This is a genomic window from Rheinheimera aquimaris (genome assembly GCF_020531985.1).
Classification (GTDB): domain Bacteria; phylum Pseudomonadota; class Gammaproteobacteria; order Enterobacterales; family Alteromonadaceae; genus Alishewanella; species Alishewanella aquimaris.
In genome coordinates this window covers 23,256-48,825 of the sequence record NZ_JAJAVQ010000003.1, presented here as the reverse complement: position 1 = coordinate 48,825, position 25,570 = coordinate 23,256, and the positions used below count along the sequence as shown (strand labels likewise).

General features: G+C 49.3%; 30 protein-coding genes. 23 read left to right on the top strand and 7 right to left on the bottom strand.

Annotated elements, in window-relative coordinates; genetic code table 11:
- Positions 1 to 112 precede the first annotated feature (112 nt).
- From LHL18_RS09285 to LHL18_RS09265, 5 genes are all read left to right on the top strand, one after another.
- Complete coding sequence (locus LHL18_RS09285; RefSeq protein WP_226766825.1) at positions 113 to 886, top strand: enoyl-CoA hydratase; 774 nt, start codon at positions 113 to 115, stop codon at positions 884 to 886.
- Positions 886 to 2,025 (top strand): enoyl-CoA hydratase/isomerase family protein, encoded by a 1,140-nt coding sequence (locus LHL18_RS09280; RefSeq protein WP_226766823.1) that lies wholly within the window; start codon positions 886 to 888, stop codon positions 2,023 to 2,025. The genes LHL18_RS09285 and LHL18_RS09280 overlap by 1 nt, the downstream gene beginning before the upstream one ends.
- A gap of 9 nt (positions 2,026 to 2,034) precedes the next feature.
- Entirely contained in the window at positions 2,035 to 2,928 is an 894-nt protein-coding gene (gene mmsB, locus LHL18_RS09275; RefSeq protein ID WP_226766822.1) for a 3-hydroxyisobutyrate dehydrogenase, read from the top strand.
- Between the two features lie 343 nt (positions 2,929 to 3,271).
- On the top strand, positions 3,272 to 4,030 hold the full coding sequence (locus tag LHL18_RS09270) for an SDR family oxidoreductase (RefSeq protein WP_226766820.1): 759 nt from the start codon (positions 3,272 to 3,274) through the stop codon (positions 4,028 to 4,030).
- 300 nt (positions 4,031 to 4,330) lie between these two features.
- Complete coding sequence (locus LHL18_RS09265; protein WP_134055926.1) at positions 4,331 to 4,780, top strand: hypothetical protein; 450 nt, start codon at positions 4,331 to 4,333, stop codon at positions 4,778 to 4,780.
- Positions 4,781 to 4,808: 28 nt separating this feature from the next.
- Here LHL18_RS09265 and LHL18_RS09260 read toward each other — a convergent pair whose 3' ends face one another.
- Entirely contained in the window at positions 4,809 to 5,720 is a 912-nt protein-coding gene (locus LHL18_RS09260; RefSeq protein ID WP_226766819.1) for an EamA family transporter, read from the bottom strand.
- Between the two features lie 163 nt (positions 5,721 to 5,883).
- Between LHL18_RS09260 and LHL18_RS09255 the strand changes: the two genes are divergently transcribed.
- The 5 genes from LHL18_RS09255 to LHL18_RS09235 all read left to right on the top strand — a co-directional run bounded on the left by LHL18_RS09255 (position 5,884) and on the right by LHL18_RS09235 (position 8,581).
- The gene (locus LHL18_RS09255) at positions 5,884 to 6,312 is read left to right on the top strand and encodes a nuclear transport factor 2 family protein (RefSeq protein ID WP_226766817.1); all 429 of its coding nucleotides are present in this window, start codon (positions 5,884 to 5,886) and stop codon (positions 6,310 to 6,312) included.
- A gap of 80 nt (positions 6,313 to 6,392) precedes the next feature.
- On the top strand, positions 6,393 to 7,019 hold the full coding sequence (locus tag LHL18_RS09250) for a serine O-acetyltransferase (RefSeq protein WP_134055922.1): 627 nt from the start codon (positions 6,393 to 6,395) through the stop codon (positions 7,017 to 7,019).
- Between the two features lie 269 nt (positions 7,020 to 7,288).
- Positions 7,289 to 7,624 carry a 5-carboxymethyl-2-hydroxymuconate Delta-isomerase gene (locus LHL18_RS09245; RefSeq protein WP_226766815.1) on the top strand — a complete coding sequence of 112 codons (336 nt, stop codon included), beginning with the start codon at positions 7,289 to 7,291 and terminating at the stop codon, positions 7,622 to 7,624.
- Position 7,625: 1 nt separating this feature from the next.
- Entirely contained in the window at positions 7,626 to 8,084 is a 459-nt protein-coding gene (locus LHL18_RS09240) for a GNAT family N-acetyltransferase (RefSeq protein ID WP_226766813.1), read from the top strand.
- A complete protein-coding gene (locus LHL18_RS09235; RefSeq protein ID WP_226766812.1) occupies positions 8,084 to 8,581 on the top strand; it encodes a GrpB family protein in 498 nt (165 codons plus the stop codon). Before LHL18_RS09240 ends, LHL18_RS09235 begins: the two co-directional genes overlap by 1 nt.
- Before the next feature lie 141 nt (positions 8,582 to 8,722).
- Here the strand turns inward: LHL18_RS09235 and LHL18_RS09230 are convergent, their stop codons facing one another.
- Together LHL18_RS09230 and LHL18_RS09225 are read right to left on the bottom strand one after the other, a co-directional pair.
- Positions 8,723 to 8,926, bottom strand: coding sequence for a hypothetical protein (locus LHL18_RS09230; RefSeq protein ID WP_134055908.1), 204 nt, complete (start codon positions 8,924 to 8,926; stop codon positions 8,723 to 8,725).
- A 76-nt stretch (positions 8,927 to 9,002) separates the two neighbouring features.
- The gene (locus LHL18_RS09225; protein WP_226766811.1) at positions 9,003 to 9,200 is read right to left on the bottom strand and encodes a hypothetical protein; all 198 of its coding nucleotides are present in this window, start codon (positions 9,198 to 9,200) and stop codon (positions 9,003 to 9,005) included.
- A gap of 475 nt (positions 9,201 to 9,675) precedes the next feature.
- On the opposite strand from LHL18_RS09225, the gene LHL18_RS09220 reads away from it, so the two are divergent.
- The 5 genes from LHL18_RS09220 to LHL18_RS09200 all read left to right on the top strand — a co-directional run bounded on the left by LHL18_RS09220 (position 9,676) and on the right by LHL18_RS09200 (position 12,560).
- Complete coding sequence (locus LHL18_RS09220; RefSeq protein WP_226766809.1) at positions 9,676 to 10,149, top strand: acetyltransferase; 474 nt, start codon at positions 9,676 to 9,678, stop codon at positions 10,147 to 10,149.
- 233 nt (positions 10,150 to 10,382) lie between these two features.
- Positions 10,383 to 10,898 (top strand): TlpA family protein disulfide reductase, encoded by a 516-nt coding sequence (locus LHL18_RS09215; RefSeq protein ID WP_226766807.1) that lies wholly within the window; start codon positions 10,383 to 10,385, stop codon positions 10,896 to 10,898.
- Between the two features lie 95 nt (positions 10,899 to 10,993).
- Positions 10,994 to 11,134 (top strand): hypothetical protein, encoded by a 141-nt coding sequence (locus LHL18_RS09210; protein ID WP_226766805.1) that lies wholly within the window; start codon positions 10,994 to 10,996, stop codon positions 11,132 to 11,134.
- A 92-nt stretch (positions 11,135 to 11,226) separates the two neighbouring features.
- The gene (locus LHL18_RS09205; protein ID WP_226766804.1) at positions 11,227 to 11,832 is read left to right on the top strand and encodes a DUF1294 domain-containing protein; all 606 of its coding nucleotides are present in this window, start codon (positions 11,227 to 11,229) and stop codon (positions 11,830 to 11,832) included.
- Between the two features lie 233 nt (positions 11,833 to 12,065).
- Positions 12,066 to 12,560 carry a PRC-barrel domain-containing protein gene (locus LHL18_RS09200; protein WP_226766803.1) on the top strand — a complete coding sequence of 165 codons (495 nt, stop codon included), beginning with the start codon at positions 12,066 to 12,068 and terminating at the stop codon, positions 12,558 to 12,560.
- 246 nt (positions 12,561 to 12,806) lie between these two features.
- On the opposite strand, the gene LHL18_RS09195 is transcribed toward LHL18_RS09200, so the two are convergent.
- Positions 12,807 to 15,158, bottom strand: a complete 2,352-nt coding sequence (locus tag LHL18_RS09195) for a catalase (RefSeq protein ID WP_226766801.1) — start codon at positions 15,156 to 15,158, stop codon at positions 12,807 to 12,809.
- A 389-nt stretch (positions 15,159 to 15,547) separates the two neighbouring features.
- On the opposite strand from LHL18_RS09195, the gene LHL18_RS09190 reads away from it, so the two are divergent.
- Positions 15,548 to 15,730, top strand: coding sequence for a hypothetical protein (locus LHL18_RS09190; protein ID WP_226766799.1), 183 nt, complete (start codon positions 15,548 to 15,550; stop codon positions 15,728 to 15,730).
- A complete protein-coding gene (locus tag LHL18_RS09185; protein ID WP_226766797.1) occupies positions 15,727 to 16,101 on the top strand; it encodes a PRC-barrel domain-containing protein in 375 nt (124 codons plus the stop codon). The genes LHL18_RS09190 and LHL18_RS09185 overlap by 4 nt, the downstream gene beginning before the upstream one ends.
- A 155-nt stretch (positions 16,102 to 16,256) precedes the next feature.
- Here LHL18_RS09185 and LHL18_RS09180 read toward each other — a convergent pair whose 3' ends face one another.
- A complete protein-coding gene (locus LHL18_RS09180) occupies positions 16,257 to 17,945 on the bottom strand; it encodes a tetratricopeptide repeat-containing response regulator (protein WP_226766796.1) in 1,689 nt (562 codons plus the stop codon).
- 130 nt (positions 17,946 to 18,075) lie between these two features.
- Between LHL18_RS09180 and LHL18_RS09175 the strand changes: the two genes are divergently transcribed.
- Positions 18,076 to 18,384 carry a DUF6482 family protein gene (locus tag LHL18_RS09175; RefSeq protein ID WP_134055894.1) on the top strand — a complete coding sequence of 103 codons (309 nt, stop codon included), beginning with the start codon at positions 18,076 to 18,078 and terminating at the stop codon, positions 18,382 to 18,384.
- Here the strand turns inward: LHL18_RS09175 and LHL18_RS09170 are convergent.
- Both LHL18_RS09170 and wecA read right to left on the bottom strand, forming a co-directional pair.
- Entirely contained in the window at positions 18,377 to 19,537 is a 1,161-nt protein-coding gene (locus tag LHL18_RS09170) for a polysaccharide pyruvyl transferase family protein (protein WP_226766794.1), read from the bottom strand. The two genes, LHL18_RS09175 and LHL18_RS09170, sit on opposite strands and share 8 nt — an antisense overlap.
- Before the next feature lie 51 nt (positions 19,538 to 19,588).
- Complete coding sequence (wecA, locus tag LHL18_RS09165) at positions 19,589 to 20,665, bottom strand: UDP-N-acetylglucosamine--undecaprenyl-phosphate N-acetylglucosaminephosphotransferase (protein WP_226766793.1); 1,077 nt, start codon at positions 20,663 to 20,665, stop codon at positions 19,589 to 19,591.
- Positions 20,666 to 20,836: 171 nt separating this feature from the next.
- On the opposite strand from wecA, the gene LHL18_RS09160 reads away from it, so the two are divergent.
- The 5 genes from LHL18_RS09160 to LHL18_RS09140 are packed head-to-tail and all read left to right on the top strand — an operon-like array spanning position 20,837 to position 25,555.
- Positions 20,837 to 21,892, top strand: a complete 1,056-nt coding sequence (locus tag LHL18_RS09160) for a glycosyltransferase family 4 protein (protein WP_226766791.1) — start codon at positions 20,837 to 20,839, stop codon at positions 21,890 to 21,892.
- Positions 21,889 to 22,635, top strand: coding sequence for a WecB/TagA/CpsF family glycosyltransferase (locus LHL18_RS09155; protein ID WP_226766789.1), 747 nt, complete (start codon positions 21,889 to 21,891; stop codon positions 22,633 to 22,635). The genes LHL18_RS09160 and LHL18_RS09155 overlap by 4 nt, the downstream gene beginning before the upstream one ends.
- An 18-nt stretch (positions 22,636 to 22,653) precedes the next feature.
- Entirely contained in the window at positions 22,654 to 23,553 is a 900-nt protein-coding gene (locus LHL18_RS09150; protein WP_226766787.1) for a glycosyltransferase, read from the top strand.
- Positions 23,553 to 24,833 carry an O-antigen ligase family protein gene (locus tag LHL18_RS09145; protein WP_226766786.1) on the top strand — a complete coding sequence of 427 codons (1,281 nt, stop codon included), beginning with the start codon at positions 23,553 to 23,555 and terminating at the stop codon, positions 24,831 to 24,833. Before LHL18_RS09150 ends, LHL18_RS09145 begins: the two co-directional genes overlap by 1 nt.
- A complete protein-coding gene (locus LHL18_RS09140; protein ID WP_134055882.1) occupies positions 24,830 to 25,555 on the top strand; it encodes a hypothetical protein in 726 nt (241 codons plus the stop codon). The genes LHL18_RS09145 and LHL18_RS09140 overlap by 4 nt, the downstream gene beginning before the upstream one ends.
- Positions 25,556 to 25,570: the final 15 nt, after the last annotated feature.

The following is a 25,570-nucleotide window of genomic DNA, read 5'->3' as shown; positions in this document are numbered from 1 at the left end:
AAGCCCTGGACGGGCGGAAACGAGCCCCCAGGGATGGGTTTACGGCGTGTCGGTGTGAATAAGGCCGTTGCAGCGTTTACCGAACCTACATCGGCTAAATCAGGAGACAACAATGGCTCAACTAAAACTCGAAAAACGCGGCCACACGGCGCTTATCACCATGTCTAACCCGCCGGCAAATACCTGGACGGCAGATACTTTAACCCAACTGCGTGATGCGGTTAGAAGCCTGGATGCCGACAAAAATATTTATGCCTTAGTCATTACTGGTGAAGGCGAGAAGTTCTTCTCAGCCGGTGCAGATTTAAAACTGTTTGCCGACGGCGATAAAGCCGTAGCCAGTGATATGGCGCGTATCTTTGGCGAAGCGTTTGAAACCTTAAGTGCATTTCGTGGTGTGTCTATTGCCGCCATTAACGGTTATGCCATGGGCGGCGGTTTAGAAGTCGCACTGGCCTGTGATATCCGTATTGCCGAGCAGCAAGCGCAGATGGCGCTGCCTGAAGCCAAAGTCGGTTTATTACCGTGCGCTGGCGGTACGCAAAACCTGGCCTGGCTGGTCGGCGAGGGCTGGGCAAAGCGCATGATCCTGTGCGGTGAGCGTATCGGCGCCGAAAAAGCCCAGCAAATTGGCTTGGTAGAAGAAGTCGTCGCAACGGGTATGGCACTGGAAAGTGCGTTGGCAATGGCTGATAAAGTCGCCGAGCAAAGCCCGTCAGCCGTTACGGCGTGTAAAGCACTGATCCAAAAAGGCCGCAGCGGCACGATGCAAAGCGCGTTGCCTCTGGAGCGCGAGCTGTTTGTTGGTTTGTTCGATACCAAAGATCAGGTCGAAGGTGTGCAAGCGTTTTTAGAAAAACGCAAAGCGAACTGGGTGAACGGCTAATGAGCGCGGTTAATGAAGTCGTGCTGTATCAGGAGCTGACAGCACAGAACGGTAAAAAAATCGGTGTTGCCACGCTTAATTCAGAAAAATCATTGAATGCGCTGAGCTTACCGATGGTGGAGTCATTACTGCCTAAGCTGCAAAGCTGGCAGGCAGATCCTTCAATCAGCCTGGTTATTCTCGATGGCAGCGGCGATAAAGCCTTTTGCGCCGGTGGTGACATTCGTGACTTATACAAAGCCATGCTGGATAAACCCGGCGAGTACGCACCTTACGTCGAAGAGTTCTTCACTAAAGAGTACACGCTGGATTATCTGATCCACACCTTTGGCAAGCCGGTGTTGGTGTGGGGCAATGGCATTGTAATGGGTGGCGGCTTAGGCCTGATGGCTGGTGCGTCGCACAAAGTGGTTACCGCAACCAGCCGGATAGCGATGCCGGAAATGGCGATAGGTCTGTATCCGGATGTTGGTGCCAGTTGGTTTTTAAACCGTATGCCGCCGGGCTGTGGGCTGTTTTTAGGGTTAACCGGCGCTTCTATCAACGCGGCTGATGCCAAGTTTATTGGTCTTGCAGATCACTTTGTACTGCACGAGCGCAAAGCGGCGCTTATCGACAAGCTTAAAACGATTAACTGGGGCGATACCATAGCGCTGAATCATCAGAAGCTGTCTGATGCGCTACGTAGTGAAGAAGAACAGTGCCGCACGCAAATGCCACTGAGTCAAATTAGGCCGCATCAAAGCGAGATTGAAGCACTTGAGGGTTTAACCGAGCTTGAAACGGTGATCGCTGCAATCAATGCGATGCAGGGTGAGGATAAATGGCTGCTAAAAGCCAAAGACTCACTGGCCTATGGCAGCCCAATCACCGCGCATATCGTGTTTGAACTGTTAAAGCTCGGCCAAAGCAAAATTCTGGCAGACAGCTTCCGTTTAGAGCTGGGCTTAAGCGTGCAGTGTGGCAAATTGGGTGAGTTTACCGAAGGCGTGCGTGCACTGTTGATGGACAAAGATTTACAACCGAAGTGGCAATACAAAACCGTCGCTGATGTACCACAAGCGGTTATTGCTGAACTATTTCGCTCACCGTGGCCGCCAGAGCAACATCCGCTGCGGCATCTGGGCACAGACGAGTAAGGAGCCAATATGGCAAAGGTTGCATTTATCGGTTTAGGTAATATGGGTGGCCCTATGGCCATCAATCTGGTTAAAGCGGGCCACGGTGTGGCCGCGTTTGACTTATCAGCAGCGGCATTAGCGCAGGTTAAAGCTGAAGGCGCAACAGTTGCAGCCAGTGCAGCAGAGGCAGTTAAAGGCGCTGAGTTTGTTATCTCTATGCTACCTGCCGGCAAGCATGTGCTTGGGCTGTATTTAGGCGAGCAGGGCGTAGCGGCGCATATCAGTAAAGATGCGCTGGTAATCGACTGCTCTACCATCGATGCTGATAGCGCACGTAAAGTGGGCGCGGGCCTTTCAGCGCAAGGTATTGCCTTTATTGATGCGCCGGTATCGGGTGGCGTGGGCGGCGCGAAAGCCGGCACGCTAACCTTTATTGTCGGTGGTGACGCTGCGCATTTTGAGCGCGCTAAAACCGTGCTGGGTAATATGGGTAAAAACCTGTTTCATGCCGGCGCTGTCGGTGCTGGCCAGGTTGCGAAAATCTGCAACAATATGCTGCTGAGTATTTTAATGGTAGGCACCTCAGAAGCGTTGCAAATGGGTGTGGATAATGGCCTGGACCCGAAAGTGCTATCAGATATTATGCTGAAAAGCTCAGGCCGTAACTGGACGCTGGAGTTATACAACCCATGCCCTGATGTGATGGAGAACGTACCATCGTCGAATGGCTATCAGGGCGGATTTATGGTTGATTTAATGGCAAAAGATTTAGGCTTGGCCATGGAAGCGGCACTACAAAGCCAAAGCAGTACACCAATGGGCGCACTGGCGCGCAGCCTGTATGTAACGCACCAGCGGGCTGGTAATGGCAAACTGGATTTTTCCAGCATTTTTAAGCTGTTTGAAAAGAAAGCGGGTTAGACCGGGATAACGGTGGCAGTTGGATAGAACGACTGCCACTGCGTACATTTTTTGTCAGACACGCCGTAAATACGTCCCTGTAGGCTCCTGTTTTTCATCCATGAAAAACACGGTCTGGCAAAAAAGTACATCCGTGTCAGCCTTAGCGTTAATGGCACTTTTAAGAAGCATTTAAGTAGAGCGGAGCGGAGAGCTTCGTTGAGAAAGATAATAAGCCTGCGCGAAGATACTTTTTGCGTAAGACCGTTGCAGGCCATGGATGGCCGGAATCGAGCCCCATGGAAGGCTTGTGGCGTGTCGCAGCAAAAATGTTCGTAGCGCAGGCGGTTACGGAGAAAGTCAGATGAATCTGCAAAACAAAACCATCGTTATCACTGGCGGTGCACAAGGCCTGGGCCTGGAAATGGCGCGCATGTGTGCTGCCGAAGGGGCTAAGTTAGCATTAATCGATATGAACGCTGATCAGCTGGCAGCTGCTAAAGCTGAGCTGGGTGCCAGCACCATAGTACATACCTACATTGCTAACGTCGCTAATGAAGAGCAGGTTGAAGCGACCTTTGCGCAAATCGACAGCGATTTTAACGGTATCGACGGCCTGATTAACAACGCCGGTATCTTACGCGATGGTCTGCTGCTGAAATATAAAGACGGCGAGCTGCAAAGCAAAATGTCGCTCTCTCAATTCCAGTCAGTTATCGACGTTAACCTGACAGGCGTGTTCCTGTGTGGCCGTGAAGCGGCCGCAGCTATGGTAAAACGCGGCACTAAGGGCGTGATTATCAATATGTCGAGTGTGGCACGTGCTGGCAACATGGGCCAAACCAACTACGCCGCGTCTAAAGCCGGTGTAGTAGCAATGACCGTAACCTGGGCGCGCGAGTTGGGCCGCTATGGTATCCGAGTTGGCGCTATTGCACCGGGTGTTATCCGCACTGCAATGACCGATGCGATGAAGCCAGAAGCGCGTGATCGGTTAGAGAAAATGAAGCCGGTAGGGCGCTTAGGCGAGGCCAGCGAAATTGCTCATACTGCTAAATACATTTTCGAGAACGATTTCTTCACCGGCCGGGTGGTAGAAATCGACGGCGGCATTAGCATGTAATTAAATAATTATTTGAATAAAAAAGACGCTTCGGCGTCTTTTTTATTGTTCGCTATTCAATCAATGTGAATCTTATTTATAGCGCGCTTCTTTTCTTTTGCGTATTTGTTTTATTTATGTGCATTTAATGGTTTTTGTTGTTTTTATATTGTTTTAATTTTGGTTTTTCTCTTGTAAAGCCTTGTTTGTTTTAAATTATATCAATAACACTGCAGTTATCTCAGCTCTTACTATACTTTGCGGTGCTCGGTGTCTGAATTTAATGTGAGCAGATTATTTCTCGATAAAAGGAAATTTAAGATGAAAAAGATTCTGATAGCACTTTTGAGCATAGTGTTTAGTTGTTCCCTGCAGGCAAAAGATCGTCTGGAAGTTTATAAAGACTACGATCTTGGCACTGAAATTATGACGGTAACTACAGTTAAGGTTGACCCCAACATGGGTGATGTATACCTGGCCGGTTTACAGAACAGCTGGGTTAAAGCGGTAAAGATCCAGAAAGAACTCGGCTACATCAAAGACTGGAAAATATATGGTAGCGATTTACCCAACAGCGGAGATTTCAACATGCTGCTGGTGGTGACCTTTAATAACAGCGCTGATTTAGAGCCTAATAAGAAAAAGTACGATGCCTTTATGAAAAAATGGACTGAAGCCGACGAAAAGATGTCGAATGAAATCGCGGCGAAATACCCGGACGTAAGAAAGCTAACCGGCGAGTATCAGCTACGTGAAATCATGCTGAAATAATTTTTAATTATGTTGTGTTTAAAAGGCGCTAAGGCGCCTTTTTTATCGCTAACTCTGTTTTTTCAACTGGGCTTGTGGCTGTTTTCCTAACCGGACGCTGGCCGAGCCAAACGCCCAGTAACACGGCTGTCATACCAAGCGTTTGCAGCAAGGTCAGCTGTTGCTGCAGCACCAGCGCTCCAAGCACTGTAGCGCTTAACGGGCTAAGCAAACTCAGTGTAGTAACGGCTGCAGCAGGCATTTTCAGCACACCACCTAGCCACATTACGTAGGTTAATCCGGTACCTATTACACCTAGCCACAAATACCCTGCAATATTCAGCAAGCTAAAATGGGCTGGCATCGGCTCGAATATCAACGCCAGTGGCAGCAAAAACAGCCCGCCTGCAGTAAGCTGCCAGCTGGTCAGTACCATAGCATTGGCGGGCGGCAGCCATTTTTTTGTCAGCAAAGTACCGCAAGCCATAGAAAATGCACCAGCTGCAGCGGCAGCTACACCGGTGAGATCCAGCGCAGCCTCGGGCCCCAGTACGAGCATGGCGACGCCCGCTAAACCACAAAGCGCGGCTATCCAGCTTAGTAAACCCGTTTTAGCCTGAAACCAGGCCCAGCCAAGTAGCACCACCACTAAGGGTTGAATGGCGCCTATGGTTGCCGCTACACCCCCGGGTAAGCGATAAGCAGCTACAAACAGCAGCGCCTGAAATACACCGATATTCAGCATGCCAAGCAGAAAGATTTTGCCCCACCAACCTCTGGCAGGGAGCTGGCGTAAACACAGCAGCATAAATAATCCGATGGGTAAGGTACGCAGGGCTGCTGACAACAAGGGAACGTTGGGTGGTAGAAACTCTGTGGTCACCAGATAAGTGCTGCCCCAAATCAGCGGTGCTAATGCTGTTAAGCCAATATCGAACCAGCGAGGTGCTGTATGTTGCATCTGATACTCCTATAACGCTCTCTGTGTTATCCGACAAAGCGCGCACTGTAAAACCTTAACCAAACTTGAGGTAAAGTGTTTTTTAACTCAAATGAGTTTACGTTGCGAAATGACAAAAAATTGTTACTCTGAAGCACGCAAAAACAACATATTGGAATCTCTGATGAAAAAAATCCTGATTGTTCTGCCATTACTGTTCTGCACTATGCAGGCCGTGGCTGACGACAAAGCCGAGCTTACAACATTGCTAGGCGAGTTTTTAGAAGGCGCCACCCGAAATGATGCCGCTATTCATGATAAATACTGGGCGGATGAACTTATTTATACCAGCTCCAGCGGCAGCCGTTTTGGTAAAGCTGAGCTGATGCAAGGTGTTACCAGCCGCGGTATGTTAAAGCCTGACGAGATAGAAACGGTATACAGCAGTGAAGACGTACGCATTATGCAATATGGCAACACAGCCGTAGTGGCCTTTGTATTGGTAGGCAGGTCAGGCGCTGACACAAAACGTTATTTAAACAGTGGTACCTTTGTAAAGCGTGAGGGTAAATGGCAAGCGGTAAACTGGCAGGCAACGGTTAAAGCTCAATAAGACCAGACGCTTTAAAAGATTTGATATATTTAACATCTGTTATAACCTATTCAATAGAGGTGTTTTGAATTGGAAATGAGATGATAAAAAGTAAAGACGATCTTCAGTTTTATCTTGAAGCAGATAAATTTGCATTAGATAAAAAATACAGTAAACCGAAAATAAATGATGACGTTTGGAAGTTTCAAATCTTGTTACGGAAGGTTGAGTACTATAAAAATAAAAATCCAAGTTTATTGTCAATCATTCTGTTGCGAGCGTATCAGGTTAGAAAGCATAGACTGGGAATTAAATTAGGTTTTGATATACCGCCTAATGTATTTGGCCCGGGGCTGAGAATAAATCATTTCGGCAATATTGTGGTTAATGGCTCTGCTAAAGTGGGAAAGTGGTGTGATATACATCAGGGAGTAAATATAGGCTCTAACAACTCTGCAGAGGGCAGTATTTTGGTGCCTAAAATAGGCAGCAATGTCTGGATTGGGCCCGGTGCAAAAATTTTTGGCGAGATCGAAATTGGCAATGAAGTCCAGATTGCTGCTAATGCGGTGGTTAATAAAAATGTTGCTGATAATAAAACCGTTGCCGGTATTCCTGCAAAAGTAATTAATGATAAAGGGACTGAGAGTGTGGCTGTTGCCGCGAGCAAGGCGAAAATGGATGAGTTTTTAGAATCTTATCCTCAGTACAAACATTATTTTAAATAAAGCAGTAAATAAGGCACAACGCGAGATTATCAATTTTGCGGCGTCCGTTTAGGTACAGTTGACTTTACAGCGCGGTCTAACGGTGCTTACGTGCAAGTTGTTGATGGTTATCTTCAAAGCCGTTTTTATCGCCGCTGAGCAATCACCCCCGAAAATTGCCAGGAGTAAATCGGCACAATTAAAGCAAATTGATATTTAGCAGATTTAATTATAAGCATATGAATTTGTATGTTTTTAGCGTTCACTTTAATCGAAATAAGGAGCTTATCTTGCCGCATTGTGTTGTTGAATATTCAGATAGGCTAGATGCCGCACCTATTCTGGCGGCAGTGTTTGAAGGTGCACTGCAGTCAGAGCTGTTTGAGCCGGGCGGCGCTGATATCAAAGTGCGGGCACAAGCGTACCAGCAGCATATCAGTGGCGCAGAGCATCGCGATTTTATCCATGTGCAGCTTAGAATTTTAAGCGGGCGCAACCTGGAGCAAAAACAGCATTTGTCGCAATCTGTGCTGAACCAGCTGCTTAAACTTGAGCTGATAAGTTGCTCGCATACGGTAGAAGTGGTGGATATAGACCGTGCCAGCTATGCCAAAAAGGTCAGCTGATATGCAGATCCGCTTAGATGATTTAACCGGCGGTGAAGTGATTGCCTTGCTGCAAGAACACCTGGCTGATATGTATGCCACCTCGCCAGCTGAAAGTGTGCACGCACTGGATGTCGATGCCTTAAAAGTCAGTCATATCCGTTTTTTCAGCGCCTGGCAGGATGATGTTCTGGCCGGCTGTGTCGCGATTAAAATGCTGGACAGCAAGCAGGCTGAGCTAAAGTCAATGCGCACTGCCACGGCCTTCCGGGGCAAGGGCGTAGGGCAGGCGTTATTACACTTTATAATCGACCATGCCAAAGCACAGGGCTTTACCTCACTAAGCCTGGAAACCGGCACTCAGGACTATTTTACCCCGGCCAGAGCGCTGTATCGTAAATTCGGTTTTAGCGATTGCGGCCCTTTTGGCCAGTATAAGCTAGACCCGAACAGCCATTTTATGACCCTGAAACTGCGTTGATGGCAGATATGTACTTGTTTCCCTACAACGCAGCCTGGCCCGGCGAGTACCAGGTACAAGCACAGCAGATAGCGGCAGCATGTGATGACGCCGTTACATTGCATCATATCGGTTCAACCGCAGTAGCGGGGCTGTATGCGAAGGATTGCATCGATATACTGGGTGTTGTCGACAAGCTTGAGCGGGTGCAACACTTTATTCGCCCGCTTGCTGCTTTGGGCTTTGAATACCGCGCGGCTTACGGCATAGAGGGTAGAGCCTACTTTGCTAAAGCGCAGCGAAAAGTGCACTTACATATCTATGCCGTTGAACACCACAACATTGCCAGGCAGCTGGGGTTTGTAAGGTTGATGCAGGCCAGGCCGGATCTGGTGGCAAAGCTAAACCAGCTTAAACTGCAACTTGCTGCAAAATACCCGACTGACAAAGCGCAGTATCAGCTGGAAAAAGCCGCTTTTTATCAGGAAATAATCCAGTTGCTTGAAAGCGCACAATAAGTTGCAACCGATAAGCCAGAAGCTTAACGGGCCTTATTCGGGCAACTCATTATGTTGTGCAACTGCAGATAATACTTCGGCAGCTGAGTGCCCGTTGCAGCTTGATCAATGGTTACGCTTCGTATCACTGAAATTGTGACGTTAGTCTGCTGACGGTGGCAACCGAAGCTTGCAATCCGATGTGTTTTGAGTGCATAGGGCGCAAGGTGTATAACCTATTAACTTTTTCATGTTGGTCATGCTGCCGCAACTGCGTTTTAAGTGGCGTCCGCTCACAAGAAAGCGAATCGACATGCCCAGAATTACAAGCACAAAAACGATAAAGGCGGCAATAAGTTCAAACATCAATACCTCCGTACCATTCTAACCTTGGTTAGTTTATTCGTTACCCTTGCGAGGGATAGACAACGTCGGAGCGTCATCAACAAGCGCAGGCACTTGCCGATTTTTTACTGGCCGTGTCACAACAACTCATGGCGTTGCTCGCGCAGTCTTTGGCATCTTCCAGCTTACCTTTCTCATGGCAAGCCGCCGCTTTACTGTGGTGTTCTGCACATGCGCGGTGTTCATCGGCCGCTGCTTTATGGGCATTAATGGCTGTAGTGTTAGTGTTTGACATAAGGATCACCTTTATTGAGTTTGGGGAAACGAACATTTGCTGATAACCGTTGCGTCGACTATTACCGGTCAACGTTCGTTAGCATGCGCTGAAATTCTTAAGGTGTCTGTGTGGTAGCGAACATCGCGCGCTGGGTGCATGGCAGCTCAGTGCTAATAGCGGCTGAAGGCTACACCATCTTTTATAATTTAAGCGCATAGTAAAAGATTTGTATTTACATACAGTGTTATTTCAAATATCAGCCATGTCAGGTCAAATATCCCGTTAACATTGCGCACAAGTTGATTGCTGGTTTTATTTACATGCTATAAATTAGGTACTTATTATTGCGCTGCGCAGAAATATAACGCACCGCACCAGAAATATAGAGCATGCTCGTTTTTTCAGAATGTAAAAGTGGAAGTGCCGAGAATTGTTGTTATTTTACAGTGGCATAAGAGTGACTGTTTCCTCTATCGGAAATTAGGAAGCAAGCATGCACAATAATAAAATGTTAAATTTTCAATCGGGTTTAGTGATGAATATTGATATCGTAGAAAAAGCAGATCACCTTCAGCTTTTAGCAATCTGGGAAGCCTCGGTCAGAGCAACCCACGACTTTTTAGCTGAAGATGATCTACAGGAGTTAAAGCCGTTAATTCTGGAACAGTACTTTGACGCTGTTGATTTAAGGTGCGCTAAAAACGGCAATGGTGAAATACAGGGATTTTGCGGCGTACATGACGGTAATATTGAAATGTTGTTCATCTCACCTGATGAGCGCGGAAAAGGCATCGGTGCCATGTTAGCGTCAAATGCTATTAACGAGCAGGGAGCGTCAAAGGTCGACGTTAATGAACAGAATGAGCAAGCGCTAGGTTTTTATCAGCATATTGGTTTTAAAGTGACAGGGCGCTCCCCCGTCGATGGGCAGGGTAAAGCCTATCCGTTGCTGCATATGGCGCTATAAAAATTTAACAAGGCCAGTCACGGCGACGTCTTTTTCGTTGCGGCTTCGCCTTCACTACAAAGCTGCCGCGTTCTGGCGGCGTTAGCTGACCGAGTTTACCCAGTGATTTACCTTACTGATGCGCATTAAAGTTTTCCGATGAACAGTGGAGTGATGCAACAAGCCATTATGCCTAAAAAACGCCATGAAAAACGAGCCGGTAGGGGGCATGTAGATTTAGGTGTTAGCTCAATATGAGGTATTGGATAACTGCGACGTTGTTTTTGCTGGGCGCATTAATTTATGCAGCAAATCATTTGGGATTTTTTGCACCATCTTTTGCCGCTATACGCGGAACTGAAATTGAAACCATCGCCTTAAAAGACTTAAACGGCGACAGCAAGGCATTTTCACAGCTTTATGGCGATGAAACCGTTGTATATTTTTTTGCGTCCTGGTGCGCGCCTTGTTACCACTCACTTTCTGAAATTGAATCGGTCAGAAACTCACATCAGCTAAGCGTAAGGTTTTTAGCTGTGGCACTGGACGACGATGTTGAGGCTGTTAAAAATATGGTGCATAAGGTGAATTACACAGGCGAGACCTGGATTGCCAGTTCTCAGGTTTTACAGCAAAGAAAATTCGGTAACGAGAGGAGAGCTATTCCTTACACCATCAAATTAAATAAGCATAATGAAATAATTGAGAGTAAATATCGGATAAAAAAGCCTCAATGGTCGGAAATTTTAGTCAACGGTGCCGCCCTTTAAAGCAAAGATAACGCATAACGAAACAGGCGTGAACAGCGTTAAAAAGTTAATGTTGTTCGCTAATTGCTAGCGGTTAAATTTGGAAAAATAACACCATGAATGCACTTAAAAACTGGTGGCGTTCTGTACCAAAAGCCCAGAAATCCGGGGTTATTGTATTGGCATTATTTATTGCAGCGGTGTTGCTTATGAGCTTTGGTGTGGTTATCGGCGCTTCTGTTGGCAAGGCGCTTTAGTATTATCAACTGAACTTACTTTAGCCCTGCAATGGCGGGGATGTGCGAATACAAAGACAAACAGAGTTAACGGATTACAACAAGGAGCAACAATGCTGGTAAAAGGGAAAATTACCCGGTGGGATGATGATAAAGGCTTCGGTTTTATTCAGCCGTTATTAAAAGGCGAGCGGGTTTTTGTGCATATAAAAGCGCTGCAAAACCGTTCGCGCCGTCCGGTAATTGGCGAGGTAGTCACTTACGCAATAGGTAAAGACGAGCAGGGCCGGCTGCAGGCGCAACTGGTAACCTTTGCCGGTGAGAAACGCAAAATCAAAGCCGCAAAGAGCGCTACAAAGTGGCCTTTATACTGTGTATTGGCTTTCGCTGCAGTTCTGGCCGCCGCTGTTGCTACCGCCAAGCTACCACTGTACGTGCCGCTGCTTTATGCCGGGCTTAGTTTGCTTACTTTTATTACTTACTGGCTGGATAAACGTAAAGCGCAGGCCGGTCGCTGGCGTACGCCTGAGTCTACCTTGCAGTTTATGGCGCTGCTGGGGGGGTGGCCCGGCGCCTTACTGGCGCAAAGTTATTTGCGGCATAAGTCACAAAAACGCGCCTTTCTTACCGTTTTCTGGTTTAGCGTGCTGGTTAATCTGGTCGCGCTTAGCTGGTTAGCCGGGCAGGGTGGCCAGCTATTTCAGGCACTTGCTCTGTAGTAGCTTACTGTTATTTCCTAAGTGCGCTATCGAACCGACTGCGCGGCTTTTACAGCGTAGTTTACAGGTTCATCCTGAATTCCATATCTCGTGGCGATTCAGCCCTTTTCCGGCACTGACCCGGTACTTCCTTAGTACTTAATCAATAACGCTGCCGGCGAAGAAAAGCTGTGATGAAGCGGTTATACCGGACATAGTGTTCGGTTAACACATTCAATTCGACGGAGATTTATATGAAAAAGCTGAATTCGTTAGTTTTTTATGCACTGGTTGCGCCTGTTGTCGTGTTAGGGGCCGGTAATGTGTTAGCTCAACAGCCGGTAGAACAAACTTCACAACGTGACCTTAATAAACAACCTGTAATGCAGACTGACGCTCAAAAAGAAATAGATCGCAAAAACATACAGGGCAAAACCCGTATGCAGAACAGCGACTATTTAGGCTCTGTGCCGGCAAATGGCGCGCATGCCAGCCATCTGATTGGCGCAGATGTGCAAACCGCTAATAACGAAGATATAGGCGATGTAAACGATTTGATTATTGGCAGTAATGGTCAGGTGATGGCAATTGTCGTCAGTGTTGGTGGTTTCCTTGGCATGGGCGAGAAAGATGTTGCCATTGGCTGGGACCACATAAAACGCTCCGGCACGGCTGATGACATGGAATTGCGGGTAGATGTTACCCGTGACGAGTTAAAAGCCGCACCGACATTTACAAAACGGGATTAAATTCCGACAGGAGTTGCTTTAGGTGCTATAAAAAAACGGCAGGGGGCAAAACCCCTGCCGTTTTTTATCTTGCCGCTAAATTTTGCTTTTGGCCTCCAACTCGCGCCCGGCGGTCAGCATGTCCGGGGCCAACTCCAATGGTTTGAACACGATGAACAGCTGATGCTCGTGGTTGAAGGTTTGCTTGAGATACGCTTGTCACTTCGCTTCTCAATCTTCGTTCTGCGCACAGACTGTCGCGCTGCCTCATTGGTTTGGCATGTCACTGCTGCGCGCGCCATACCGATGCGCAGAGACTGCTTTAATAAAACTTGCTGCTACGGCAGCAGCGTCGGAGCTTTCTGACAGAATTATGCCGGCCTTTTCGCCGGTGGCGGGGTTTATACCCGCCATATCCAGCAATTCTTGTCCGGCGCCTAATGCCAGCATTGCCTTACCGTGGCGAAAGGCATCTTTTATAAACGCCATGCTATCGATATTGTTTGCCAGTGCTTGCACCGCCTCGTTGCCGTCGGGCAGAACGAGTGCATCAAACAGCACAGACGGTGAATTCTCCAGCGACTTGTTTGCGGTTATTTTCCCGCCGTCTAAGCCGGTGAACATGCCTAGCCGTGGCCCGATAAAATGCACCACGGCTCCGGCGTCAGTCAGGGCCGCATACAGGGTGGCGAGAGATGCCTGGTGCACGCCATCTTCAACCAACACCGCAATCTGCCGGCTGCGAATGCCACACTCGCCGGGTAGAGCCGTCAGCGACAGTGCCGCTGACACTGTTACTTCCGGCGGCTGCGGCGCAGTAACGGCTTTGGGCATAGCGTCTGGTAGCGGCATACCCAAACCGGCGGCCACATCTGTAGCCAGTTTTTGTGACACGTTTAGCAAGGATGACAACATGCGTTGGCGTATCGCCGGCACGCCGACCTTGCTCAGCTCAAAGCGAAAGGCGTCGGCGATATGCTGCTGCTCCAGCGGGGTTTGGCTGTCGAAGAACAGCGTAGCCTGGGCATAGTGTTCGGCGAATTTTTCTGGCTTAGCGCGCACTTTATCTTCGCTGGCGTTATTCTCAGCAGTGGCGGCAGGAAAGGAGACAAAGCCATTGCTACCTGCCTGAAACGGGCAACCACCGGCAAGGGAGTTCGGCTCGTACGAGACACGGCCGCGGTGTATTGCCTGACGGTGCATACCGTCGCGTTGGTTGTTTTGTACCGGTGCCAGCGGCGAGTTTATTGGGATTTCATGAAAATTTGGCCCGCCAAGCCGGGTAATTTGTGTATCAACATAAGAGTGGATCCGCCCGGCCAGCAGCGGATCATTGGAGAAATCAATGCCGGGGATAACGTGCGCGGTACAAAATGCCACTTGCTCGGTTTCGGCAAAAAAGTTGTCCGGATTACGGTTTAACACCATGCGGCCGACAGGCACCAGCGGTACCAGCTCTTCCGGGATCAGTTTAGTGGCATCCAGTACGTCGAAGCTGAAGCCTTCAGCCTGGTCCTCAGTGAAGATTTGCAGCCCAAGCTCCCACACCGGAAATTCGCCGGATTCGATAGCCTCCCACAGATCCCGGCGGTGAAAATCGGGGTCGGCGCCGGAGATTTTTACTGCTTCATCCCACACTAATGAATGGGTGCCCAGCATCGGTTTCCAGTGGAACTTACAAAATACTGCCTGACCTTCGTGGTTCACCAGCCGGAAAGTATGTACGCCAAAACCCTGCATCATGCGGTAGCTGCGCGGTATACCGCGGTCTGACATTACCCACATCAGCATATGTGTTGATTCCGGCATCAACGAGACAAAATCCCAGAAGGTGTCATGCGCCGATGCTGCCTGCGGCATACCGTGGTGCGGCTCTGGCTTAACAGCGTGCACCAGATCAGGAAACTTCATCGCATCCTGAATAAAAAATACCGGGATGTTATTACCCACCAGATCCCAGTTGCCTTCGTCGGTGTAAAACTTCACCGCAAAACCGCGCGCATCACGTGCAGTGTCTTTCGAGCCGCGCTCGCCGGCCACGGTAGAAAAGCGCACAAATACCGGTGTGATCTTGTCTTTTTCGCTAAAGGGCGCAGCACGGGTGTATTGAGTCTGGGCAGCATAAGCCTCGAAATAGCCGTGTGCGGCTGAGCCGCGGGCATGCACAATGCGCTCAGGGATACGCTCATGATCAAAATGGGTGATTTTTTCCCGCAGAATAAAATCTTCCAATAATGTCGGCCCGCGCAGGCCGGCTTTTAAGCTGTTTTGGTTATCAGCGACAGCAACGCCCTGATTAGTAGTTAATGGCTGCCCGTGCGCATCCACCCGCATCCGCTCAAGCGATGCTACCGTGGGGTTTGAACCGGGCGTTGCAGCGTCACCGGTTTTTGCCGTACCGTCATGCTCGGTGTTGCTGCTGGCTGTTAATGCTGCTGACTCCGGCTCTGCCGTTACACCGACAGGCGGTGCCACAGCATTGGCATGGCCATGTTCGAGTGCTTTGTTGGCGTTATGCGGCATTGCCGCCGCCAAATCGTTGCTGGCCTCGGCTTGCTTTGTCACGATGTCATTGGTTTTTAACACGCCAGGTCTCACGGATTTATGCTTTGTTGTCATTTTTTTCGCCTTATTGTTGTCACCCTTGGTGTCAACGCTTGCAGCAACAACATATTGCTGCGCTGAGGTAGGAAGCTAGGTGATCGGGATGTTGCCCGAACCGCGTACTTGCAACGATTCTGCAGCGACCGCCCGGCATTGTCTGTGCGACAGCGCACCGACAATGTCAGCGCGTCGGGCGATTCTGGCCAGAAACAAAAGGCGAAAATGCTGTGTCAGAAGGGCATTTAAAAAGCGGCTATCTGCATTGGCGTTAAAAGTTGGCTTACGTTAGATAGCGTACAGAACATATCTTGCACCTGCACTAACGTAACAGCGTCACCCTGCATCTTTATCCGTTAATGATAAGGGGCAGATACCTAGCGAAATAAATATCTGGAGCACAACTTATGAACAAGAATCAACCTAATAAAGGCAGTTCTAACGACGATAAAAGACAGGGCCGGGATGTTACCGAAAAAATGGCTGACGACAAAAAAGCACACAGGAAGGACAAAGCTGAGAGAAATGATGGCAGAAACGGTGCCGTGTTAGGTGAAATTAATGGCCCGGCCGGGAAGAAAAACACATGAGTACTATCACGACACAACCGAATGGCGGCCTTAATGGCACAGGCGTTTTACTCAGTGCCGACACTATTACCGGCGATGATGTCTGTAATGTGCAGGATGAAAAGCTGGGTAAGATCCAGGACATTATGCTGGATATGGCAGAGGGCACAATACGCTATGTCGTGCTATCGGCTGGTGGCTTTCTGGGTATCGGCGACCGTCTGTTTGCTGTGCCGTGGCAAGCGCTGACGCTGGATAGGGAGAACAAGCGTTTTGTGCTTGATGTCGATGTTGAGCGCTTAAAAAATGCGCCCGGCTTCGATAAAGACCAATGGCCGGATATGGCCGACGCCAGCTGGAACTCAAGCGTCCAGTCTTACTATGCAAGATAATGTCAGCTGAGTTTTATGCCGTCAGTGTTATCGTTAAAGTGACTTGGCGGCAGGTATCCACTTAGCTGATGCAAAGGTATGTGTAAGCCAAGGTTAAAAGCCAGCTTTGCGGCCATGTTTTGCTGTATGGTTTGCAATTTGTCTCTGGTATCTTTTCACAGCACTTCACGCTCTTTGGGCCTGCGCCTTGGAATAACATCCGGGTGCAGCGCTTTAATTTGTGCCAGATAACGTTTAAAGCGCAGCATCAGATCGTCGTCCAGCTCACTTCTGGCCAGCAGTTTTACCGCTGCCCGTACGTAGCGCTGACTGATGGGGGTAACTCTGGCGCCTTTAACCAGGGTTTGCATCAGATTGATCGCGATAGTCGGGTTGGTGGGCATGTAATCAAAGGTTTCAGCAAAGCGGTCAAAGGCGGTATTAAAGTCTTCCCGCTGATAAGCCTGTGCGGCTTCGGTATTAATGACTTTCAGTTTGTTTTTTAACTCTTCATGCCGTAGCTGTTCCATTTCCAGCATGATGCGCTGGGTTTCAGTGAGAAAGTCGTCGCGTTCCAGTATATGTTGCAGCTTATCGATATAAACCTGGCTGGCGTATAAATCACCCAGTTCAAAATAAGCTTTGGCGGCATCCATGCAGCTGTCGATGGTAATAGTGTGTTGATAAGACAGCGGTATTTCGCTGATAAGCTGTTTGGCGTCAGCCAACTCGCCCTTGGCGGCAAGAAAACGGCTGCGCAAAATAGTGATTTCGGCGGTTAATTTACTGCCGTCAAAGCGCTTGGCCAAATGATCGACAATTTTGGCGGCGTTGTTAATCGTTACGGCGCGCTCCAGCACATTGCCGCAATACGCGGCATCCACCAGGCTGCGGGCCTGATTAAGATAGTTTTCGGCGGTATCGTTAACCGAATGGCGGGCAGCTGCTACGATCTTGCTATTTATCCTTGCGGATGCGGGCTTATCGCCGATAATCGATGCCAGATTGGCTAAGGTTTTTTGCCGGATGATATTTTTCGGCGACAGCAATACGGCTTCATATAACGTATCGTGAGCTATTTCAAAACGGCGGTATTTCACATACAAGCGCGATAACCAATCCAGAGCTTCTACTTTTGTTTCATCAAACTGCGTCAAATCGGCTAACTGTAGCTCGGTGTCATCCCAGCGCTGCTGATAAAAACAGGCTACCGCATGACCCAGCCTGGCCCAGGCGCTGGTTTTATATTGCTGCAATACCTGCTGATAAAAGGCTTCAGCCTCAGCATAATTGCGCAGCTTTAGCAGCAGTTCCCCTTTGATACGCAGTGCAGCGGCAGCGAATTCGGGCTTTTGCACCACTGCGTTATCGCATTCTGTAATGGCATTTTGGTAGTCCTGCGCGAACAGGCTGACATAGATTTTGCGCAGCGCAATACGGCCTTTTACTGCGCGACTGATACGTTCTTCCAGCTGCTGGTAGGTAAAGGGTTTTAGCAGGTAATCATCGGGTTGCAGCTCTATCATACCGTGCACTATCTGGCGCTGGTTTTCGGCGCTGACCATAATAAAGCAGTTTAGTGGTGCCAGAAGTTGCCGGGTTTTTAAGGTTTCAAACAGTTGGTAGCCGTCTTTGCCTTCACCCAGGTTGAAGTCGCTGAGAATAAAGTCGAATGGGATCTCGTGGCATTTGGCGATAGCTTCGTTTGCGTCGCGGGCCAGATGAATAGACTCAAAACCTATTTGCTGGGCCATGGCTTTTATAGACGTTCTGACCGGGGCGCAGTCGTCGATGATCAGAATTTGTTTACAACGATAAAAGCTGGCGTCCATACCTACCACACAATAATCAGGCTGATTATGCATACTAGGTTATGTCGGGTTGCAGAGTAAAGTGCCTGATGCGGTCTGAATTCAAAACTGCAGCAGTGAAGCTGCGATCTATCGGCTATATTTTAGCGTAGTTGTTAAAGCCAATTGTATAGTGGAGACAGGTATGAACTTTCATCGCGTAAGCCATTTAAATCACCAGGGCGTAAGGATCAACGAGTTAGTGATCCATTCCTATGAAATGGGCGTCTATCTGGCAGAGGCTGATTATGACGGCCGTAAAGCATTTTTGCAGGATGAAACCGGCAAAGCACAACGTTTTCATAGTGTCGAGGAAGTCAGGCAGTTGCTGGACCGCTGCACCATTTGTAAAGCTTATCTGGTGCATCAGTCCGCGTATGATGAAATGTGTGGCTGCGCTGAGAAAGTAGACAATACCTTAAAAGTACCGCTGTTTGTCGCCAGTGTCAGTTGATACTCTGATACAGCCGTTGCCACATAGCCGCATTTTGCTGTTTTAGCGCAGCGGCTTTTTGTTTTACTTCGCTTGCCAAAGTGTCTTTATTGTCCAGCAGTTGTTGCAGGGCATGCAGCAGGTTTTGCTCGCTCAGCTCGGCTACACAGTAATCCCCCATACCAAAATCGCTCATCATGGCATGGTACTTGTGGCTCCAGCTGGTTGCGATACAGGGCACGCCCTGGCTGAGGGCGTTAACTGCACCGTGAAAGCGTGAGCTGATCGCCAGCTCAGCTTTGCCGATAAAAGCTTTGACTGCCAGCGGGTCTTCAATTTGCACTATGGTGCATGGCGCTTTAGCGGCAATTTCTTCACACAATTGCGCGTCTTCTTTACCTTCGTGGTTTACCAGTACACATTGCATGCCCTGTTCGGCAAGTTTATTGGCCGCAGCGGCGAAGGCGGCGATATAGTCAGCGCGCATTTTCTCCGCGTCGGCGTGGTTAAACTTAGACACCACTTTGTTATTCGGGATAAGTGCGGCGTAAGGGCCGGGCATCGCGGGTATTTCGTCGTTAGGCCGGGCGGTTAAACCGACGGTGAAGTCTGGCGTCAGCACGACAGAATCAGGCAGGTTTGGCACACAGCTTTGTAAATGCTGTAGCGATACCGGATCGCGGACAAAAATCAGCCGGGCATTGTGAATAATGTCGCGCATCGCGGCTTTGCTGTCTTCGGTTTTAAACGGGCCAAACGCCTGCGGCATAAAAACAAAAGGTTTACCGGCTTTGGCAAAACGCACCACTTCTTTGGCGGTATTTTGCAAAAAGCGCAGCGGCCATTGGTCGCCATAGGCAAAACCGCTGGCTTCCAGTATTAAATCAACCTGACGCTCGCTCACCATGCCGTAGCGGTTAAATAAGCGCTGCACTGCAGAGGGTAATTTGCCTATCAGCGGCGTCAGATCTAAGCCGCCACGGCGATACGACAGTTTTTGCCAGGCACCGAGGCGGGCTCGCTCGGGGTAGGGCAGGTTTGGGCCTGGCGACAGTACCAGTTCGGTCGGTTGGGGTAATTGTTTTAAACCTTCAAGGCTTGCTAGCAGCATCAGGTAGGCGCCCTTATTACGAAACTGCACACCTTTAATTTCAACAAAAAGCGCTTTACTCATCTGGGTTCTCTCTACTGGTTAACTTTAAAAACCTATGCGGTTGAACAGGGGCTATTTAATGGCTCTGGGCCTTTGGTTGTGCTGCCGCTTATGGCGAAAGTGCGAAATAATACGCCAGATATGCTGTAGCAGATACAGGTAAGCCGCGAACAGCAGTAAAAATAGCAGCAACATTATGACGTCAGGTACCAGCAGGTATTCGCCGATAATACCAATGCAGGCAAAGATACAGGCCAGCGCAGTGATAAGCATAAGTGATTCCCGCGAATTCAGCCCCAACCGCAATGAAATGTGGTGCAGGTGCTCGCGGTCGGCCTGAAACGGCGACTGGCCTTTGCGGATGCGCCGCACCATGATGGCTATCATATCCATCAGCGGTATGGCGATGATCCACAGCGCAGTAACAGGCCGGAAGCTGGCCGTTTCACTTTGGGTGCCGATGATCAGCAACCAGATAACGCTAAGACCAATTAACATACTGCCGGCATCGCCCATAAAAATACGCCGGCCGGGGATCAGGTTCAGGTTGCATGCCAGATACGGCAGCAATGCGATGGCGATCACCAGCGCTAAGCTGGCATACAGCTGCTGGCCCCACAATGTCATAAAAATAGCCAGCGTGATAAAGCTGATCAGGCTGAGCATGCCGGCCAAGCCGTCAATACCGTCGGTCATGTTAAAGGCATTAATGGCGGCGATGACGGCTATCAGCGTGATGGGCAGGCCAAGTACACCGAGTTCCACTACACCAAAACCAAACAGATTACCCAGGCTGGCAATATGTAAATCCAGGCTGTAAGTCATGGCAAGGCCAACCAGTGTTTGTACTGCCAGACGCAGTTTGACACTTAAATCCAGGTAGTCATCAAATACGCCCAGCACGACAATGACGCCGCTGCAGGCCAGGTAGTAAAAGGGTTGTATGCTGCTGTCGGCAAGCAGCAATAATGCTGTTGCCAGGCCGCAATAGGTCGCAATGCCACCAATTAACGGTACCGCGCCCTGATGCTGTTTACGGCCACGGGGAATATCTACCAGGCCTATCCGAACGGACAGCGGATACCACAAACCGATAGCAACACAGGCGGTAAAAAAGGCAACTAAATAAAGTGGCAAATGTTCAGACATTACACATCCGGTTGTTAATCAGTGTTAGCATCTATTCAGCTAAGCGTCAGCTGAAATCGGTTATTTATATTGTTCAGAGTTTGTAGCGCAATACGCTATAAACTAAGTGTTTTTTTAATATGCAACAAGTATTGTACACAGTCTGGCAGACTGTCGGGGTGAAAATTCAGCGTGCAAGTGATTAACAGTAATATTCTGATTATCAGTAATATGGGCCCAAAGCCTTCATCGCCGTTTCAGGGCAAGTTTGTACATAATCAGGTATGGGCGCTGGCTGCTCTTCATCCTGCGTATCATTATATGCGCTGGCACAGTGACTCTTTGCTGAACAAAATATTGAAATATCCGGTTTTTATATTGGATTTTATCTGGCGCTATATTCTGAGCCGTCGCAAGTTTGATATTGTACACGTACATTTTTTTTATCCGACTATCTATCTGGCGATACTATATAAAACGCTGCGTAACCGCAGAGTGAAAATTGTAGTGACTTGTCATGGCAGTGATATCTATAAGTATCAACCACCGGGTAAACTGTACCGCTGGTGTGCCGCTAAAGTTGATCAGTGGATTTTTGCCAGTAAGGCGCTGGCCAGACACTTTGCTTTGCCGGTACAGCAAGCAGAAGTGTTACCGGCTGGCATTAATGAGCTGTTTCGTCAGGCAGAGCCGGTAAGCTGGCAGGATAAAAGTATTGATGTGCTGTATGTTGGCAGTCTGGATCAGAATAAAGGCATGGATCGTCTGCTGGCACTGCTGCCGGTGCTAAAGGACAAAAAGGTTGTGATTGCCGGTTCAGGCCCCTGGCTACAGCAGTTACAGCAAGCCGCACAGCAGTTTCCGAATGTGCTGGTGGTCGGGCCCAAAGACAGCGCAGCGCTGAAACAGTTGTACAGTCAGGCCCGCTGTTTTATCAGTTTGTCCCGGCATGAAGCTTTTGGTTTGGTCATGGCGGAAGCCATGGCATGTTATACCCCGGTAATTGCTACCGGCACCGACGGCTCTGCAGAGCAAATTATTGACGGTGTTAATGGCTCGCTGGTACCGCAGCAGTCAGAGGAAGCCGAGGTAATAAGGCAGTATCAGCAGGCACTGGCAGCTTTTTTTGCGCAACCGGCTGAGCAATACCAAAAAATGCAGTTAAACAGCCGTCACAGTGCTGAACAATACCTGCTGGGGCAGGTGGTTAATCGTTTACAGGACATCTATCAGAGAGTTGTGTCATGAATCATGCCGTTGCAGCGTTACAGCAGCCGATTGCTGAAGTAAAAGTAGGACCGGTTCAGGTTTCGGCCTTTGCCGATATGCAGCAGTTACTCGCCTTTATTATCCGGGAAGACGGTAGCACCTATGCAGGTTCCGCCATTGCGATTAATCCGGAAAAAGTGCTTACCGCCATGCGTAACAGCGAAATTGAAGCCGTGATCAGCGGTGCTGATATCCGTTATGCGGATGGTATTGGTGTTGTTAAGGTGATGCGCCGGCGGCTGAAAAAAAATGTGCAGCGTATTCCCGGTTGTGAGCTGTGGCAGCAATTAATGCTGCGCGCTGCTACCTACAAGGTGCCGGTATTTATAGTCGGTGCCAAACCGGAAGTGAATCAGCAAACGGCAGACAAGCTCAGGGCACAGCAAGTGAATTTGGTTGGGGCGGTGGATGGTTACTTTAAAGATGAAGCCGCCCTAATTGCGCAAATTAAGCAAAGCGGTGCCCGCTTTGTCAGTGTCGCCATGGGTTCGCCGAAGCAGGAGCTGCTGATCCAGCGTATCAGAGCGCAGCATCCGGACTGCTTTTATATGGGCGTAGGCGGCACTTATGATGTGTTCACCGGTAATGTCAAACGGGCGCCGGAGCTATGGTGCAAACTGAATCTGGAATGGGCGTATCGTTTGTTGTCTCAGCCCAGCCGTATTGGCCGCCAGCTGGGTTTGCTGCGCTATGTCTGGTGGTATTTCACCGGCAAAATTTAATGTCAGGGATGTAATGATATGGCTAAGCAAGAATTTCCGTTAATCAGTGTGTATATGCCGACCTATAACCGGGTCAATATGGCGATCACCGCTATAGAGTCTGTCCTGGCGCAGGACTACCCGAACATAGAGATGCTGGTGGTAGACGATGCGTCAACTGACGACACCTGGCAGGTACTGACCAACCGATATATTGATGATGAGCGGCTGCGGTTTTTCCGCCAAAGCAAGGGTCAGGGCGCCTGTGCTGCCCGCAACCGGGCGATAACGGAGGCAAGAGGCGAATTTGTCACCGGTATTGATGATGATGACGAGTTTTTACCACATCGCTTAAGCAGCCTGTATAACGCTTACGACGATAAATACAGCTGTGTATGCTCGGGTTACATCTGGGATTACGGTACGGTGCAAAAGCGCTTATTTGCCAAAGAACAGGTGGTGACGTTGCCTGAACTGCTGGATTTACACACCTTATCGAACCAGGCACTGGTGCGGCGCGAACGCATGTTGCAATTGGAAGGCTTTGATGTGTCGCTGGCCGCGTTTCAGGATTACGATATGTGGGTACGTGTGGTGCTGGCGTTTGGCCCTGCGCTGCGTATTGCTGAACCGAGTTACAAGGTGAATGTCGGCCATGAACTTGGCCGTATTACCAATTCGCCAAAGCGGCTGGATGCGCACAAACAGTTTGTGGCAAAACACCGGGCGCTGATGAGCGAGCGTAACTTGCACAATCAGATGTTTTACCGCCAGTGCATGGAACACATACCTCTTACGTTATCGCAATTAATCAGTAGCTGTCGCTATGGTTTGGTTAAGCTGAAATGGCGCTATTATCTGAAGCATAAACTGGGATCATTAAGCCGCTGGCGCATCAAAATGTTCAGCAAAGGTTTACTTGGGTTGTTCAGAAAATAATGACCGTTCAGGCCATTTCTAGCGGGTTGCAGCGTGGTAGTGACAAAGCGCTGCACTGGCTTATCCCGCCCTTTTTACTGATCGATTGCGTCAATGGTGCGCTGTTGCAGCTTAGCGGCAGCAGCTTTGCGCTATCAGCCGTTTATAAGCTGACATTGTTGCTGCTGATGGTGTTGTCGTTACTGCATGACCAGGCTAAAAAGACGGCGCTCTTTGCTATGTCGCTGTTACTGCTGTTGGCGGGCCCTGCGCTGAACTGGCCTGCACTGGCCCCGCGCTGGGCGATTGCCGATATGCAGCTGGCACTTAAACTTATCAGCCCGTTACTGGCATTTTACTACCTGCATTCGCTGTTTCAGCGCGCACCGGCAGAGGCCCGGAAGCTGTGCCACCTGACGTTATGGCTGTCTGCGACGGTACTGCTGGCGAATACGGCAGCCGGGCTGGCCGGCTTTGGCTTTAATGCCTATCAGCCGCTGGAGGGCGTGGCCCAATCGTTTCTGGGCATCAAAGGCTACTTTTATTCTACCAACGAGTTATCTGCGGTGCTGCTGGTATTGACCTGTGCCTTGCTGGCACTGAGCTGGCCGGCGCACAAAATGCGCTATCTGCTGCTTAGCTGTTGTTCATTGCTGATAGCGCTTTTGCTGCTGACCAAGACCGGGCTTTTTGGTGTATTGCTGCTGGTGGTGCTGATGCCCTTACTGATGCAGAACGGCTCGTTCTGGTATCAGTACCGGCGATGGGTGGTGGGTGCCGTAGTGTTAATGCTGCTGGCACTGCTGCTGGTTATCGTCAATGGTGAGACGTTACTGCGTATGCTTGGCATTTACGACAAATTGCAGTTTGTCTATCAGCAGCGTGGCATCAGCGGCATTCTGCTGTCGTCACGTGATTACTATGCCGGCCGGATCTGGCAGGTAATGACAGAGCAATACAGTGCCTGGCAGCAGCTACTTGGGGTTGGCCAGGGCGGTGTCGCCTTGTATCTGAAAAAGTATTTTGCCGAGCTGGACTGGTTTGATTTGCTGGTGCTGCATGGCATAGCGGGTGTATTGCTATGGCTTTTGACGTTTGCTGAATTTCTACGCCACAGCGTACAGTGTTGTACTGATGGCTATGGCCGCAGCCTGTTGCTGCTGAATTTACTGTTGCTACTGGTGTCGTCTGTTGCCGGGCATATTCTGACCTCAGGTATGCTGTGGTTGCCATGGGCATTATGTAATGCATTGTTGTTGCATCAGGCAACATCTGGCCATACTGAAACGGAGAGGGCATGAAGGAATTTTTTGAACCGTTTTTTTACCCACAGAATATTGTGTTGCTGGGGCTGCTGCTGGCCAGCATCCGTTACCGTAAAAAAGGCTTATGGTTTTTGCTGGTATTTTATTATCTGACCGGTAACAGCTTTGTCGCCAATCAGGCCCGGCATTTGTATAGCAGTACTCAGCTTACGTCGTATGCTATTGAGCCGGGTAGCCTGGTGGTGGTGTTGGGCTGCGGAGGTACTGAAGACGACTTAACCGCCTGCGCCAGAGCGAGGTTAGAGCAGGTTGCCGACTCGTTACCGGATGGCAGTAGTGTGGTGATCACCAGCCGTTACTGTCAGCCTTATATTGATTATCTGCTGGCCAGGGCTGATAACCTGGCGGTGGATTGCATCTATGGTGGCGACAATACGTATCAGGAGTTTAATACTCTGGTCAGCAACACATCACTAAAGCCAGATTATGTGCTGACCTCTGACTTCCATGCCTGGCGGGTTCAGCAATTGCTGAATGATCACCATCTGGACAGTAAGATCCTGACCAGCTCCAGCCGGACGTTCCGCCAATTAAACTGCCATTTGCAATGTTTGCTGACGGTTAATCTGGCGAACTACGACCTGTACAGTAAGCTGATTTCAGAGTTTGCCAGTTATGGTGTTTATACACTAACGCGCAGCTGGACCGATTGGTATGATGCACCGGCACCACAGCCGGCCAGTATCAACATACAGTAAGCCTGAGGAAGACTA

Excerpts from the sequence above, each read along its gene's own strand:
- LHL18_RS09285 (WP_226766825.1), top strand. The coding sequence starts at position 113 with ATGGCTCAACTAAAACTCGAAAAACGCGGCCACACGGCGCTTATCACC.
- LHL18_RS09280 (WP_226766823.1), top strand. The coding sequence starts at position 886 with ATGAGCGCGGTTAATGAAGTCGTGCTGTATCAGGAGCTGACAGCACAG.
- mmsB (WP_226766822.1), top strand. The coding sequence starts at position 2,035 with ATGGCAAAGGTTGCATTTATCGGTTTAGGTAATATGGGTGGCCCTATG.
- LHL18_RS09270 (WP_226766820.1), top strand. The coding sequence starts at position 3,272 with ATGAATCTGCAAAACAAAACCATCGTTATCACTGGCGGTGCACAAGGC.
- LHL18_RS09265 (WP_134055926.1), top strand. The coding sequence starts at position 4,331 with ATGAAAAAGATTCTGATAGCACTTTTGAGCATAGTGTTTAGTTGTTCC.
- LHL18_RS09260 (WP_226766819.1), bottom strand. The coding sequence starts at position 5,720 with ATGCAACATACAGCACCTCGCTGGTTCGATATTGGCTTAACAGCATTA.
- LHL18_RS09255 (WP_226766817.1), top strand. The coding sequence starts at position 5,884 with ATGAAAAAAATCCTGATTGTTCTGCCATTACTGTTCTGCACTATGCAG.
- LHL18_RS09250 (WP_134055922.1), top strand. The coding sequence starts at position 6,393 with ATGATAAAAAGTAAAGACGATCTTCAGTTTTATCTTGAAGCAGATAAA.
- LHL18_RS09240 (WP_226766813.1), top strand. The coding sequence starts at position 7,626 with ATGCAGATCCGCTTAGATGATTTAACCGGCGGTGAAGTGATTGCCTTG.
- LHL18_RS09235 (WP_226766812.1), top strand. The coding sequence starts at position 8,084 with ATGGCAGATATGTACTTGTTTCCCTACAACGCAGCCTGGCCCGGCGAG.
- LHL18_RS09230 (WP_134055908.1), bottom strand. The coding sequence starts at position 8,926 with ATGTTTGAACTTATTGCCGCCTTTATCGTTTTTGTGCTTGTAATTCTG.
- LHL18_RS09225 (WP_226766811.1), bottom strand. The coding sequence starts at position 9,200 with ATGTCAAACACTAACACTACAGCCATTAATGCCCATAAAGCAGCGGCC.
- LHL18_RS09220 (WP_226766809.1), top strand. The coding sequence starts at position 9,676 with ATGCACAATAATAAAATGTTAAATTTTCAATCGGGTTTAGTGATGAAT.
- LHL18_RS09215 (WP_226766807.1), top strand. The coding sequence starts at position 10,383 with ATGAGGTATTGGATAACTGCGACGTTGTTTTTGCTGGGCGCATTAATT.
- LHL18_RS09210 (WP_226766805.1), top strand. The coding sequence starts at position 10,994 with ATGAATGCACTTAAAAACTGGTGGCGTTCTGTACCAAAAGCCCAGAAA.
- LHL18_RS09205 (WP_226766804.1), top strand. The coding sequence starts at position 11,227 with ATGCTGGTAAAAGGGAAAATTACCCGGTGGGATGATGATAAAGGCTTC.
- LHL18_RS09200 (WP_226766803.1), top strand. The coding sequence starts at position 12,066 with ATGAAAAAGCTGAATTCGTTAGTTTTTTATGCACTGGTTGCGCCTGTT.
- LHL18_RS09195 (WP_226766801.1), bottom strand. The coding sequence starts at position 15,158 with ATGACAACAAAGCATAAATCCGTGAGACCTGGCGTGTTAAAAACCAAT.
- LHL18_RS09190 (WP_226766799.1), top strand. The coding sequence starts at position 15,548 with ATGAACAAGAATCAACCTAATAAAGGCAGTTCTAACGACGATAAAAGA.
- LHL18_RS09185 (WP_226766797.1), top strand. The coding sequence starts at position 15,727 with ATGAGTACTATCACGACACAACCGAATGGCGGCCTTAATGGCACAGGC.
- LHL18_RS09180 (WP_226766796.1), bottom strand. The coding sequence starts at position 17,945 with ATGCATAATCAGCCTGATTATTGTGTGGTAGGTATGGACGCCAGCTTT.
- LHL18_RS09175 (WP_134055894.1), top strand. The coding sequence starts at position 18,076 with ATGAACTTTCATCGCGTAAGCCATTTAAATCACCAGGGCGTAAGGATC.
- LHL18_RS09170 (WP_226766794.1), bottom strand. The coding sequence starts at position 19,537 with ATGAGTAAAGCGCTTTTTGTTGAAATTAAAGGTGTGCAGTTTCGTAAT.
- wecA (WP_226766793.1), bottom strand. The coding sequence starts at position 20,665 with ATGTCTGAACATTTGCCACTTTATTTAGTTGCCTTTTTTACCGCCTGT.
- LHL18_RS09155 (WP_226766789.1), top strand. The coding sequence starts at position 21,889 with ATGAATCATGCCGTTGCAGCGTTACAGCAGCCGATTGCTGAAGTAAAA.
- LHL18_RS09150 (WP_226766787.1), top strand. The coding sequence starts at position 22,654 with ATGGCTAAGCAAGAATTTCCGTTAATCAGTGTGTATATGCCGACCTAT.
- LHL18_RS09145 (WP_226766786.1), top strand. The coding sequence starts at position 23,553 with ATGACCGTTCAGGCCATTTCTAGCGGGTTGCAGCGTGGTAGTGACAAA.
- LHL18_RS09140 (WP_134055882.1), top strand. The coding sequence starts at position 24,830 with ATGAAGGAATTTTTTGAACCGTTTTTTTACCCACAGAATATTGTGTTG.